General features: G+C 67.8%; 11 protein-coding genes. 9 read left to right on the top strand and 2 right to left on the bottom strand.

Annotated features, from left to right (window positions below; genetic code table 11):
- Positions 1 to 102: 102 nt before the first annotated feature.
- Complete coding sequence (locus EV653_RS18975; protein WP_134105078.1) at positions 103 to 1422, top strand: L-fuconate dehydratase; 1320 nt, start codon at positions 103 to 105, stop codon at positions 1420 to 1422.
- Positions 1419 to 2237 (top strand): FadR/GntR family transcriptional regulator, encoded by an 819-nt coding sequence (locus EV653_RS18980; RefSeq protein WP_202871742.1) that lies wholly within the window; start codon positions 1419 to 1421, stop codon positions 2235 to 2237. The genes EV653_RS18975 and EV653_RS18980 overlap by 4 nt, the downstream gene beginning before the upstream one ends.
- On the opposite strand, the gene EV653_RS18985 is transcribed toward EV653_RS18980, so the two are convergent.
- On the bottom strand, positions 2171 to 2875 hold the full coding sequence (locus tag EV653_RS18985; protein WP_134105079.1) for an NUDIX hydrolase: 705 nt from the start codon (positions 2873 to 2875) through the stop codon (positions 2171 to 2173). The two genes, EV653_RS18980 and EV653_RS18985, sit on opposite strands and share 67 nt — an antisense overlap.
- A 69-nt stretch (positions 2876 to 2944) precedes the next feature.
- On the opposite strand from EV653_RS18985, the gene nadC reads away from it, so the two are divergent.
- From nadC to EV653_RS19005, 4 genes are all read left to right on the top strand, one after another.
- Positions 2945 to 3817 (top strand): carboxylating nicotinate-nucleotide diphosphorylase, encoded by an 873-nt coding sequence (gene nadC / locus EV653_RS18990; protein ID WP_134105080.1) that lies wholly within the window; start codon positions 2945 to 2947, stop codon positions 3815 to 3817.
- 16 nt (positions 3818 to 3833) lie between these two features.
- Positions 3834 to 4814 (top strand): quinolinate synthase NadA, encoded by a 981-nt coding sequence (gene nadA / locus EV653_RS18995; RefSeq protein ID WP_134105081.1) that lies wholly within the window; start codon positions 3834 to 3836, stop codon positions 4812 to 4814.
- Positions 4811 to 6319: an L-aspartate oxidase gene (gene nadB / locus EV653_RS19000; RefSeq protein ID WP_134105082.1), complete on the top strand. Its 1509-nt coding sequence runs from the start codon at positions 4811 to 4813 to the stop codon at positions 6317 to 6319. The genes nadA and nadB overlap by 4 nt, the downstream gene beginning before the upstream one ends.
- Positions 6320 to 6393: 74 nt before the next feature.
- A complete protein-coding gene (locus EV653_RS19005; protein WP_134105083.1) occupies positions 6394 to 7053 on the top strand; it encodes a Bax inhibitor-1/YccA family protein in 660 nt (219 codons plus the stop codon).
- Positions 7054 to 7107: 54 nt separating this feature from the next.
- Here EV653_RS19005 and EV653_RS19010 read toward each other — a convergent pair whose 3' ends face one another.
- Positions 7108 to 10614: a choice-of-anchor D domain-containing protein gene (locus tag EV653_RS19010; RefSeq protein WP_202871743.1), complete on the bottom strand. Its 3507-nt coding sequence runs from the start codon at positions 10612 to 10614 to the stop codon at positions 7108 to 7110.
- 209 nt (positions 10615 to 10823) lie between these two features.
- Between EV653_RS19010 and EV653_RS19015 the strand changes: the two genes are divergently transcribed.
- The 3 genes from EV653_RS19015 to EV653_RS19025 all read left to right on the top strand — a co-directional run bounded on the left by EV653_RS19015 (position 10824) and on the right by EV653_RS19025 (position 12407).
- The gene (locus EV653_RS19015) at positions 10824 to 11258 is read left to right on the top strand and encodes a hypothetical protein (protein WP_134105085.1); all 435 of its coding nucleotides are present in this window, start codon (positions 10824 to 10826) and stop codon (positions 11256 to 11258) included.
- A 98-nt stretch (positions 11259 to 11356) separates the two neighbouring features.
- Positions 11357 to 11971 carry an RNA polymerase sigma factor gene (locus EV653_RS19020; RefSeq protein ID WP_134105086.1) on the top strand — a complete coding sequence of 205 codons (615 nt, stop codon included), beginning with the start codon at positions 11357 to 11359 and terminating at the stop codon, positions 11969 to 11971.
- The gene (locus tag EV653_RS19025; protein ID WP_134105087.1) at positions 11949 to 12407 is read left to right on the top strand and encodes a hypothetical protein; all 459 of its coding nucleotides are present in this window, start codon (positions 11949 to 11951) and stop codon (positions 12405 to 12407) included. Before EV653_RS19020 ends, EV653_RS19025 begins: the two co-directional genes overlap by 23 nt.
- The last annotated feature ends 2 nt before the right edge of the window (positions 12408 to 12409 follow it).

Genomic DNA, 12409 nt, shown 5'->3' on the forward strand with positions numbered 1-12409 from the left:
AATTTCCGGGATCGTAGCGCTGCGCGGACGGTTGGTCCATACTGAGCGGCATCGTTCTGTCAAAAAGATCCCATCTCTATGGGACCGATGTGAGGGGCCGCCATGCCACGCATCACCTCGCTGGAGGTTGTCGACGTCCGATTCCCGACCTCGCTGACCAGCGACGGTTCGGACGCGATGAACAAGGACGGTGATCACTCGGCGGCGTACATCGTTCTGCACACCGACGCTCCGGGCCTGTCCGGACACGGCTTCACCTTCACGATCGGCCGGGGGAACGACCTCTGCGTCGCGGCGGCTCAGCAACGCGCCCAGCCGCTGATCGGCCGGGACGTCGACGAGCTGTGCAACGACCTCGGCGGCATCTACCGGGAGCTCCAGTCGGACAGCCAGCTGCGCTGGCTCGGGCCTGACAAGGGAGTCATCCACCTGGCATTGGCCGCGGTGATGAATGCCGTCTGGGATCTGGCCGCCCGGCGGGCCGGCGTACCCCTGTGGCGACTGCTGTCCGAGATGTCGCCCGAGGAACTCGTCGAAGCCGCCGATCTGCGCTACCTGAGCGACGTCCTGACCGCCGATCAGGCGGTGGCCCTACTGGCCGCCCAGGAAGCGGGCCGCAAGCAACGAATTGCCGAGCTAGAGGTCTCCGGCTACCCGTGCTACACCACCTCGGCCGGATGGCTCGGATACTCGGACGCCAAGCTGCGCAGGCTGTGCGAGGAAGCCGTTGCCTCTGGCTACAAACACGTCAAGCTGAAGGTCGGGGCCAACCTGGACGACGACATCCGGCGCTGCGGCATCGCCCGCGAGGTGCTCGGCCCGGACGGTCACCTGATGATCGACGCGAACCAAGTCTGGGATGTTCCGCAGGCCATCGAATGGGTCAAGGCGCTGGCCGGGTTCGACCCGCTGTGGATCGAAGAGCCCACCAGCCCCGACGACATCCTCGGCCACGCCGCGATCCGCAAGGCCGTGGCGCCCATCGGCGTCGCCACCGGTGAGCACGGCATGAACCGCGTGCTGTTCAAGCAGATGTTCCAAGCCGGCGCCATCGACTTCTGCCAACTCGACGCCGCGCGCCTCGGCAGCGTCAACGAAGTACTCGCGGTCTATCTGCTCGCCGCCTGCTTCGACGTGCCGGTCTGCCCGCACGCGGGTGGTGTCGGGCTGTGCGAACTCGTCCAGCACCTCGCGATCTTCGACTACGTCGCCCTGTCGGGCACCCTCGAGGGGCGTGTCACCGAGTACGTCGACCACCTGCACGAACACTTCGTCGAACCGTGTGTGGTCAAGGCCGGTGCTTACGTGCTTCCGGCCGCTCCGGGTTACAGTGCCGAGATGCACAGGGAGTCACTTCAGACCTACCGGTTCCCGGACGGCAGCTACTGGTCGGCCCGCGCGGAACGGGAACCGCTGCCGTGAGCCCCGGCGACGTGGTCGAGCGGTCCCGGCCACCTGGCGTGTCCCAGACCGACGTGGTCATCGAGGGAATCCGTCAGATGATCATCGACGGCGAGCTCCGCTCCGGCGACCGGCTTCCGGTCGAGAAGGACCTCGCCGCGGCACTCGGCGTCTCCCGGAATCCGCTCCGCGAAGGGGTCCGCGCGCTGTCCATGATGGGCGTGCTGGAGACCCGGCAAGGTGACGGTACCTACGTCACCAAACTGGACCCGTCGATGCTCCTCGCCCCGATCGGATTCGTCGTCGACCTGCAGGACGGCAGCGGCACGCATCACCTGCACGCGGTACGCCGGGTCCTCGAGACCGAGGCCGCAGGCCTTGCGGCGCAACAGATCGCGCCGGCAGAACTCGCGGCCGCTGCCGAGCTGTTGCGCCACAACGAGGCCGAACTCAGGCTCGAGGCACCCAACCACGAGACAGTGATCGAGAACGACATCGCCTTCCACCGCATCATCGCGGATGCGGCCGGCAATCCGGTACTGGCGGCGTTGATCAACGCACTCGGTGGACGAACGATGCGCGACCGGCTCCGTCGATCGATCACGGAGCCCGGCGCCGATGAAACCGCCCACGGGGAACACCTCGCGATCCTCGCCGCCCTGACGGCGCACAACCCCGACCGGGCGCGGATCCAGATGTCGGCCCACCTGTTCACCGTCGAGGACTACCTCGAGACGCACCAAGGGTCCGAATCCCGCCTGACAGACAATCAGCGCGGCGGTCGGAGTACAGCGAAGGGATCGGTCACGGTCAGTTCGCGCGCGGCGAATTTGTAGACGGTCGCGGGCCGGCCGCCGCTTTGGCCGGGGGTGGCTCGGCGCTCGGTCGGGTCGATGACGTGGCGTCGGGTCAGGACGCGGGTCAGGTTGGTGGCGCCGAGCTCGTACCCGAGTGCGGCGCCGAACAGATCGCGCAGTTCGGCGATCGTGAACTCCAGCGGAGCTAGCGCGAAGCCGATGTTCGTGTAGGACAGTTTGGCGCGCAGCCGACCGACGGCAGCCTCGATGAAGTAGTGGTGGTCGAACGCGGTCTGCGGCAGGTCGTCGACCGGATGCCAGACAGTGTCGGACGGAAGCACCGGCTGTACGTCGGACGGAACCAGGCCGAGGTAGGCCGTCGCCAGCACGCGCGCCCGTGGATCGCGATCGATCGCACTGTGGGTGGCCAGCTGTTCGAGGTGTGCGACATCGCGGACGTCCACCTTCGTCGCCAGGTGGCTGGTGATGGCCTCCCGGAGCCGCTGCGTGGGCTCGACCCCACCGCCGGGGAGCGCCCACCGACCGCGGTACGGGTCCCGTGCGCGCTTCCACAGCAGGACGCACAACCTGCCGTCCCGGACCGACAGGACCGCTGACAGCACCTCGTGCGGGTAGCTGGGGAAGTTAACCGGATCACCTTTCTTGGCTTCGGGCACGACGCCGATGGTAGCGTGCAGCTAGTTATCGCCTCTGAAGCGAAAACATCACGGAAGGTCGGAGAACCTATGCAACTGACGACGGAGACGGTCCGGACCGCGGTCACGGCCGCCCTGGCCGAGGATCAGGCGGTGGACGACGTCACCACGCGATGGAGTGTCCCGGCCGACCTACAGGTCGAGGCGACAGTGGTCGCCAAGCAGGCGGGGCGCGTGGCCGGTCTGCCGCTCCTGCAAGGCGTATTCGCCGCGGTCGATCCCACCGTCACGGTGCGGCCGGCTGTTGCCGATGGCGATCCGGTCCTCCCCGGACAGCCGCTCGCGTCGATCAGTGGTGCGGCGCGCTCGATCATCACCGGCGAGCGGGTGGCGCTGAACTTCGTCCAGCGGATGTCCGGCATCGCAACCCTCACGGCAGCCTTCGTGGCCGCGATCGGACCGCGCCCGGTCCGGCTCCTCGACACCCGCAAGACCGCGCCCGGCCTCCGGGCCATGGACAAGTACGCCGTCGCCTGCGGCGGCGGTACGAACCACAGGCTCGACCTGGCCGCCATGGTCCTGCTGAAGGAGAACCATCTCGCCGCGGCCGGCGGCGTCCTCCCGGCCGTCCGCCGGGTCCGGGACGGCCTGACCTTGGAAGGCCGAAGTCTGGCGATCGAGGTCGAGGTCACCACCGCCGAGGAAGCCCGCCAAGCGCTGGACTGCCGGGTCGAGTGGATCCTGCTGGACAACATGCCGGCCGAGGAGATGGCCCTCATCGTCCAGCGGCGCAACACCTCCGGGTCCACTTCGCAACTCGAGGCCTCCGGCACTATCACGCTCGACACCGTCGCAGACGTCGCCGCCACCGGTGTCGACGCCGTCTCGGTCGGCGCCCTGACCCACTCCCCCACGGCACTCGACATCAGTCTGCTGGTCGTCCGCGATCACAGCCTCAACTGAGGAAGAAGGAACTGTTGTGACCATTGGTCAGAACACAGCGATCACCTGGCAGGACGAGGTACGCCGCCTCGCCCAGGAGCGCGACGCGGTGATCCTCGCCCACAACTATCAGGAGCCGGCGATCCAGGACGTCGCCGACCACGTCGGCGACTCACTCGCCCTGTCGCGTATCGCGGCCGAGACGGACGCCTCCACGATCGTGTTCTGCGGCGTGCACTTCATGGCCGAGACCGCCAAGCTTCTCAGCCCCGACAAGACCGTGCTGATCCCCACCGCTCAGGCGGGTTGCTCACTGGCGGACACCATCGACGCCGATCAGCTACGGGCCTGGAAGGCCGAGCACCCCGACGCCGCGGTCGTTGCCTACGTCAACACCACCGCCGCGGTGAAGGCCGAGGCCGATGTCTGCTGTACGTCGTCCAACGCGGTGGAGGTGGTGAACTCGATTCCGGCGGACCAGCCGATCCTGTTCCTGCCCGACCAGTTCCTCGGAGCACATGTCCGGCGGCAAACCGGCCGGGACAACATCGAGGTGTGGATGGGCGAGTGCCACGTGCACGCCGGCATCAGCGCCGCCGACCTGCGCGCTCAGGTGGCGGCCGATCCCGAGGCCGAGGTCCTGGTCCATCCCGAGTGCGGCTGCGCGTCGTCGGCGATCTGGCTCGCCGGCGTGGGTGATCTGCCGGCCGAGCGGACCCACATCCTCTCCACCGCCGGCATGCTGGACACCGCTCGCGACCTGACCTCGAAGACGGCCTTGATCGCGACGGAGATCGGCATGCTCCACCAGCTTCGCAAGGTCAACCAGCGAACGAATTTCGTCCCTGTGAACCCGAAGGCCTCGTGCCGCTTCATGAAGATGATCACCCCGGAGCTGCTGGTGCGGTGCCTGCGGGGAGGACGCGACGAGATCCAGCTCCCGCCGGAGATCGTCGAACGGGCCCGGCGTTCGGTCGAGCGGATGGTTGCCATCGGCAAGCCTGCGGGTGCTCGATGACGCGGGCCGTCGACGTGGTCGTGATCGGCTCCGGCGTGGCGGGCCTGTCGACCGCGCTCGGTCTCGCCGCGACCCGCGACGTACTTCTGCTCAGCGCGGGCGACGGCAGCACGCCCTGGGCGCAGGGCGGCGTCTCGGCGGCGTACGGCGAGGACGATCCGCTCGACCACTGGCGTGACACCGACATCGCGGGCGCGGGATTCTGCGATCCCCGCAACGTTCGGGCGCTGGTCGAGGAAGGACCGCAGCGACTCGCCGAGCTCATCGCTCACGGCGCCCGCTTCGACCGCAACGCCGATGGATCGCTGTCGAGAACTCTGGAGGGCGGCCACAGCCGTCCCCGGATCGTGCATGCGGGCGGTGACGCCACCGGGGCGGAGGTTCATCGCGCGCTCCGTGCCGCCCTGCAGCGAACCAGTGTCCGGACGATGACCGGACGGACCGTCGGTTTGGTTCAGTCGGATTCCGGAAGCATCGTCGGGGTGCTCGTCGAGACAGGTGACCAGCTCACGCAGATCGACGCGCGCGCCGTCGTACTGGCCACCGGCGGTATCGGTAACGCCTACCTGGCGAGCACCAACCCCTCGGCGGTGCGCGGTGACGGCATCGCCCTGGCGTTGCGAGCCGGCGCGTCGCTGGTGGACATGGAGTTCGTCCAGTTCCACCCCACCGCGCTCCACACCGGTGAGACCAGTGGTCAGTTGCCTCTGGTCACCGAGGCCGTCCGAGGTGAAGGCGCCGTACTGCGCGACGTGCATGGCCGCAGGATCATGGAAGGATTGCATCCGCGAGCCGACCTGGCTCCGCGGGACGTCGTCGCGCGGGCGATCGAGGCGACGATGCGGCGGGACGGGTCCGACCACGTCTGGCTGGACGCAACCGGTGTCGCGCCTGAGGTCATCCGGCGGCGATTCCCGACCGTGCTGGCCTCCTGCGCACGCATCGGCGTCGACATGGTGTCCGACCAGATCCCGGTCGCGCCGGCCGAACACTTCCTGTGCGGCGGCGTTCGGACCGACCGCAACGGCGCCACCGATGTACCCGGTCTGTACGCCGTCGGCGAGGTCGCCGCGACCGGCGTACACGGGGCCAACCGGCTCGCCTCCAACAGCCTGCTGGAGGGACTGGTCTTCGGACGGCGCGTCGCCACTGCCCTGACCCTCGAGCTCCCCGCGGCGGACCACGGCCGCTCGCACGAGGTCGCGCTGGGCGAGGATCGCGAAGCGGAGCGGATCCGCACGATCCTCAGCAGGTACGCCGGCATCCGCCGCGACGGCGCTGGTCTGAACGCCGCCGCGGACGAGCTGGACACCGCCGGCACCGGACCGCTCGCAACGGTGGCGCGATCCGTCGTCGCAGCAGCGACCGCACGCGAGGACAGCCGCGGCTGCCACTGGCGGTCCGACCATCCCCACTCCGACAATCGCTGGGACGACCACATCGTCGTACGCCTGGACGAGGACGGTCGACCGACCACCCGCCAACTTCAGCGTTCGGAGGCTTGAGGCTCGCGTGCACACGGGTGACACCAGGGACTTTCCCTGGTGTCACCGGGGTCGGGATCGGCGACGCTCGGAGTATGAGCGATTCGATGAGGTATCCGGGAGCGGCGTCGGCCGGGCGGGATCAGGTGCGGACGTTGTTCGCGCAGACCATGCAGTACGTCGCGATGACGGCGGGGCTGTTCGCGCTCGGGGCGTATCTCGGCCGCAATCTGCACGGCGCTGTGGGCATCATCGCGTTCATCGGCGCGTTCGTGGTGCTCATCGCCCTGCAGTTTGCCGTCCGGAGGTCGCCGGGAGGCGCGGTCGCGCTCCTGGCGGCCTTCGGCCTGCTGATGGGGGTGGCGGTTGCGCCGACGCTGGCGTACTACGCCGACGTCAACCCCAGCGCGCTGTGGCAGGCCGGTGGCGCGACCGCGCTGTTCATCGCCGCCTTCGGGACCGCGGGGTACGCCACCCGCCGGGATCTGTCCGCGATCGCCCGCGTCGCGTCCTGGGCACTGATCGGCCTGCTTGTCTTCGGGATCGTGCTGATCTTCATCCGGATTCCCGGCGGGGCCGTGATCTACTCGGTCATCGGTCTGGTGATCTTCGCCGCGCTCACGGCCTTCGACTTCCAGCGTCTGCGCCGATCCACCGACCTGGCCTCGGCGCCGCTGATGGCGGCCTCGATCTTCCTCGACATCCTCAACGTCTTCCTCTTCTTCCTCCAGCTCTTCACCCGCAACAACCAGTAGTGAACTGAGTGGTGATCGCCCCCGGCCTGACCCGCGCCGGGCCGGGGGCGGCGACTACGAGTTCCAGATCTGGAATTCGGACAGCTGGCCTGCCGGCCAGCTTGTGTTCGCGGTGAGGTTGAGGCGGAAGTAGCGCTGGGTGGTCGGGCTGAAGGTGATGGTCACCGTGTTGTTGTTGCCGGGGGCAAACGAATAGCCGGCGGACGGAACGAGGGTGGTGAAGGTGCTGCCGTTGACGCTGCCGGCGACAGACAGTGTCTCGCTACGGGCTCCCCAGCCGGCGGGTAGCTGCAGCACGATCCGGCCGGCGCTGACGGCTGAGCCGAGATCGACCTGGATCCATTGCGGGAAGGCGTTGTTGGCGCTCTCCCAGTACGTCGACTGGTTGCCGTCGGTCGCGTTGCTCGACGGGTAGACGTCGTTGTGGCTGGACTCGCTGGTGGGCTTGCCCGCGGCGAGGTTTGTGTTGGTTGCGCCGGCGCCGGTGCCGGACAGCGCGACGGTGTTGCTGTTGACCGTCAGCGTGCCGGTGCGGGTCCCAGCGGCAGTCGGGCGGAACGTGACGTTGACAGTGCAGGACGTGTTTGCGGCGAGGCTGCCGCAGTTGTTGGTCTGGCTGTAGTCACCGGTGATGCTGACGTTAATCGAGGTGGCTGCCGTGCCGGTGTTGGTCACAGTGATCGGCTGCGCCGCGCTGTTGGTATTGAGCGCTTGCGAGGCGAAGGTGAGCGACGACGGGTTCGTGGTGAGCACCGGAGCCGCACCCCCGCTGGGGTACACCTCGAACTCCGACACCTGTCCGGCCGGCCAGCCACTGTTCGCCGTGATGTTGACCCGCACATAACGCGCGTTCGTGGCCGGCACGGTGATGTTCACGACGTTCGTCGGCGAAGTGAAGGTGTACGTCGCGGACCCGACGACCGTGCTGTACGACGATCCGTCGGTGCTTGTCTGGACCGACAGGGTCTGCGTCCGCGTGCCCCATGCACCCGAAGGCGGCAGCTTCAGCGTCACCTTGCCGATGCTGTGCGCCGTACCGAGGTCGACCTGCAACCATTGCGGGAAGGCGTTGTTCGCGCTCTCCCAATAGGTGCTCGCGTCACCATCGGTCGCTGTGGCCGGGATCTGGGTGCCGTTCACCTGGCTGCTGGCTGAGGCCGTCTTCCCACGCGCGAGGTTGGTGTCGGTCCCGATGCCGTTACCTGTCAGGGAAATCGACGTCGGGCTGTTGTTGGCGTTGCTGGTCACCGTCACACCGCCGGTGCGCGATCCGGATGCGGTCGGCCGGAAGGTGACCGTGACCGTGCAGGACGCGCCGACGGCGAGCGCCGAGCAGTTGTTCGTCTGGCTGAAGTCGCCGGTAGCGGTCACGCCCGAGACAGTCGCCGACGTCGTACCCGAGTTGGTCACCGCGACGGTCTGAGCCGACGAGGAACTGCCGACCTGCGTGTCCGGGAAGGACAGGCTGGCTGGGTTCGCGTTGAGGATCGGACCGGGTGCGACGCCGGTGCCCGAGAGCGGGACGGTGTTCGTGATGCCGGAAGCGTTGACGGTCAGGTTTCCGGACCGGCTGCCCGCCGCCGTCGGGCGGAAGGTGACGCTGACCGTGCACGACGCACCGGCCGCGATACTCGTGCCGCAGTTGTTGGTCTGACTGAAGTCACCGCTGGTCGCGACCGCGCTGACGGGCGCCGCCGCAGTACCGGTGTTCGTGACCGTGACGGCTTGCGGGGAGCTCGATCCGCCGATCGCGACGGAGCCGAAGCTGAGTGCGGTCGGGCTGATCGAGATCTGCGAGCCGTTGTCCGGCAGGTACGGCGGGAACGTCGGCGACGTGATGTTCTGGCACTGCGCAGGAGCGAAGATGCCCGAGTTGCCGCCGCCGTCGGTCAGGGTGAAACCGACGCCGCAGCTGTAGATCGGTCCCGGCGCCTGGGTGCCGGTGGCGGTGCTGTTGGTGATCGTCGCCGATCCGCCGACCTGCTCCTGGACCACCCAGGTCCCGGTGTTCTGGATCGTCGCGTTGTTGATGTGGACGTTGCTGATGTTCGAGCCCGAGACGAACTGGATCGCCTCGTACGGGCTCTGCTGGATCAGGATGTTGTCGACGTTGGTCAGGCCGGACATCGCGCCGTCGCGGGCATCGAACCACAGTGCGCCGACGCCGAACTGCCAGTTCGGGTCCAGGCTTCCGGAGCGGATGATCGTGTTCCGCAGTACGTCGGTGCGCCCGAGCGTCGTCGAGCCGAACCGCTGGGCGACGTGGATCCCGCCGCCCTGGGTGAGGCCGGCATCGATCACCCGGTTGTCGGTGACAAAGTTGTCGTGGCCGCCGTAGATGGCGATGCCGTTGGCAAGGATCGGGTACTGCACGGTGTTGTGGTCGAACGAGTCGTTGGCGTCGGCGTTCTGCTCGGCCCAGGTCGCCAGGCCGTCGTCGCCGAGGTTGCGCAGGTCGCTGTTGGTGACCTTGGAGTTGGTGACGCCGTTGTGGAAGTTCACCCCGTCTGCGGTGACGTTCCGGATTCGCAGACCGCTCATCACCAGGTTGGTGAACGGTCCGTCCATCCAGGCGCCGACCTTCTCGTGCTCGATCCACACCCGGTCCACGGTGGAGTTGTTCAGGGCGCCGCCGATGCCGTTCACCTGTGCGCCGTCGTTACGCTCCTGGACGTCGCCGAAGATCGCGAAGTCGGCCAGGTGTACGCCGCTGCTGGCGTTCGGCGCGTAGTTGCCGTAGAAGCCCGGCGCCGCCCCGACGACCGTCGAGCGCCACATCCCCGCGCCTTTGATCGTGATGTTGTTCAGGATCAGGTGGCCCGGGATCTTGAACGTCCCCTCCGGAATCCACACCGTCCCGCCGGCACCGGCCTGGGTCATCGCCGCGTTGAACGCCGCGGTGGAGTCCGCGGCGCCGGTCGGGTCCGCGCCCGTGCTGGTCACGGACACCGAACCCGCCGGCTGGCTCAGCGAACCCGCGACGTTCTCGAAGTCGGCGAAGTCGATCGTGTACGACGACGCGGTGTCCTCGGCGTCGACCTGCAGCCGGAACTTGGTGCCGGCCGGATAGGTGGTCGGGAACAGCCGGTGCACCTCGTCGTAGAAGTGATGCGGGTTGCTCCCCGGCTGGTTCGTGAACGGATAGCCGCCGTAATACCAGCTGTAGGCGTTGGTCAGGGTGAAGTTGGGCTGCTTGGTCCCGTTGACGTACAGGGACAGCTGCGGCGTGTAGACCGAGCCCGAGCCGGTGTCCGGGATGCTGTAGCGGAAGACGATCGAGTTCGTCGCGGCGGGCGTTGTGAACTCGACGAACTTCCCACTCCCCTGCAACGTGACGGCCTTCCGGTACGACGCCTCGGCCGCCAGCGTGTTGTACGCCGCGCTCGGGCCGATCACCGTCCCGTTCGTGGACGCGTTCTCGGCCTGCACTTCGACGTACGGCAGCGTGGCGCCGACACCACCGGACGCGGCGGCCCACGCGGGCGTGGATCCGAGGACTGCAAGGCTCGCGGCGACCAGCGCGCCGCACACGGAGAGCACGCCGGCTCTCCAGGATTTCACTGACCGGATCATGCGCGACTCACTCTCAAACGGGGCGGTTTGCGCCAGACCGTAACCCCGTGGACACGCACGCGCAATATCTCGATCGATTATTGCAAGAAATGGACGACCCGGACTGAGGGATTGGATGTATCTGGTGGAGTTCGGAGCAGGTCCGTCCAAGTAAGAGCGCTCTGGTGAGTGGGGCGCCTACTTGGGGGGAACCCGAAATGACAGCAGATCCCAACTTCGACGGCCTCGCTGGTCTCGAAGGCTCGGTGACCGCGGTGGCGATCATCGATCACGACGGCAATCCGAACCGCGTCCTCGACGACGAGTTCCCGTTCGACGTCACGATCAAGTGGACGGTCCAGCCGCCGGCCACGGCCGTACTGCTCGACGGCAACTGGACCGTCAAGGCGTACGCCGAATCGATGGGCCCCGGTCCCGAGCTGCTCATCGGCAGCAAGGTCGTGCCGGCGAACGGCGGTCCGGCGTACGCCGCGAAGATCACCGTCCCGGCCAACACGCTGCGGCCGGACAAGGCGCCGGACTCCGGCGTGTACAAGCTCGTCGTGGTCATCACCTACCGCACCGCACTGAACGTGCTGACGGAGATGGCCGCTTTCAGCGAGGGCCCGACGTTCCTGCTTCGCGAGCCCTGAGCCTGCGGAACGGAACTCCACGGACGCACGCCACCGCAGGGGGGATCGGTGGCGTGCACCCCTCGCACGAAGCATCACGTACCAACCCGGGAGCGGGAATGGAACAGGATGTCTCACCAGTCACCGCACTTGTGGTCACCGCAGCCGCGGGCGATCAACAGGCATGGCGGGAGCTCGTCGACCGCTACGCGCCCCTGCTCGTATCGGTCATTCGCGGGTTCCGGTTGACGCCGGCCGAGACCGAGGACGTCGCACAGACGGTGTGGCTGCGGCTCGTCGAGCACCTCGACAGCCTCCAGGAACCGCGAGCGATCCCCGGCTGGCTGGTCACGACCGCGCGCCGGGAATCGATCCGCTACCTGTCCTCCCAGCGCCACCGGAGGATGAGTGACCCGTTGAATGCCGAGCAGCCACCGGTCGCGGTCGAGGTTCCCGATCCGGACGAAGGACTCGTCCGGTCCGAGCGGCACCAGGTGCTGCTCGCCGGGCTGGCCGAACTACCGAGCCGGCAACGCGAACTGCTGTTGCTGCTGATGACCGACCCGCAACCGTCGTACGACGAAATCAGGCGGCGGACCGGGATCCCGGTCGGCAGCATCGGCCCGACGCGGGCCCGTGCGCTCGAACGGCTGCGCAGAACGCCGGCCGTCAGAAGGTACGTCGCATCCGACCTGTCAGGAGGTGATCGGCATGACGCGGCATCGCTGGGATGACGATGACCATCTCCTCGAGGATCTCGCGGCGGCCGTCCGTGCCACCGAACCGTTGGCACACACGATCGCCGAGCACGCCGAAGGCGCCCTGTCCTGGCGCACGATCGACGACGATCTGTTGCTGGCGAGCCTGACCTTCGACTCGTCGATGGCGTCGGCCGCGGACGTCCGGGCCGAGTCGAACGCGGACCGGGTCCTGGTGTTCACCTCAACGCCGCTGTCCGTGGAGTTGGAGGTGGTGCACTCCGAAGTCTTCGGTCAGATCCTGCCGCCCAGCGCAGCCGAAATCCGCATCGAGACCGCGGACGGCACGACGTACGACATCGTGGTCGACGAATCGGGCTTCTTCGAACTGCCGACCTTGCCTGCCGGTGCCATGCGGTTGCGGTGTGACACGGCTACCGGCCGCGTCGTCACGGACTGGGTGCAGTTGTGACC

Source organism: Kribbella pratensis (assembly GCF_004365355.1).
GTDB lineage: Bacteria > Actinomycetota > Actinomycetes > Propionibacteriales > Kribbellaceae > Kribbella.

Excerpts from the sequence above, each read along its gene's own strand:
- EV653_RS18975 (WP_134105078.1), top strand. The coding sequence starts at position 103 with ATGCCACGCATCACCTCGCTGGAGGTTGTCGACGTCCGATTCCCGACC.
- nadC (WP_134105080.1), top strand. The coding sequence starts at position 2,945 with ATGCAACTGACGACGGAGACGGTCCGGACCGCGGTCACGGCCGCCCTG.
- nadB (WP_134105082.1), top strand. The coding sequence starts at position 4,811 with ATGACGCGGGCCGTCGACGTGGTCGTGATCGGCTCCGGCGTGGCGGGC.
- EV653_RS19005 (WP_134105083.1), top strand. The coding sequence starts at position 6,394 with ATGAGCGATTCGATGAGGTATCCGGGAGCGGCGTCGGCCGGGCGGGAT.
- EV653_RS19015 (WP_134105085.1), top strand. The coding sequence starts at position 10,824 with ATGACAGCAGATCCCAACTTCGACGGCCTCGCTGGTCTCGAAGGCTCG.
- EV653_RS19020 (WP_134105086.1), top strand. The coding sequence starts at position 11,357 with ATGGAACAGGATGTCTCACCAGTCACCGCACTTGTGGTCACCGCAGCC.
- EV653_RS19025 (WP_134105087.1), top strand. The coding sequence starts at position 11,949 with ATGACGCGGCATCGCTGGGATGACGATGACCATCTCCTCGAGGATCTC.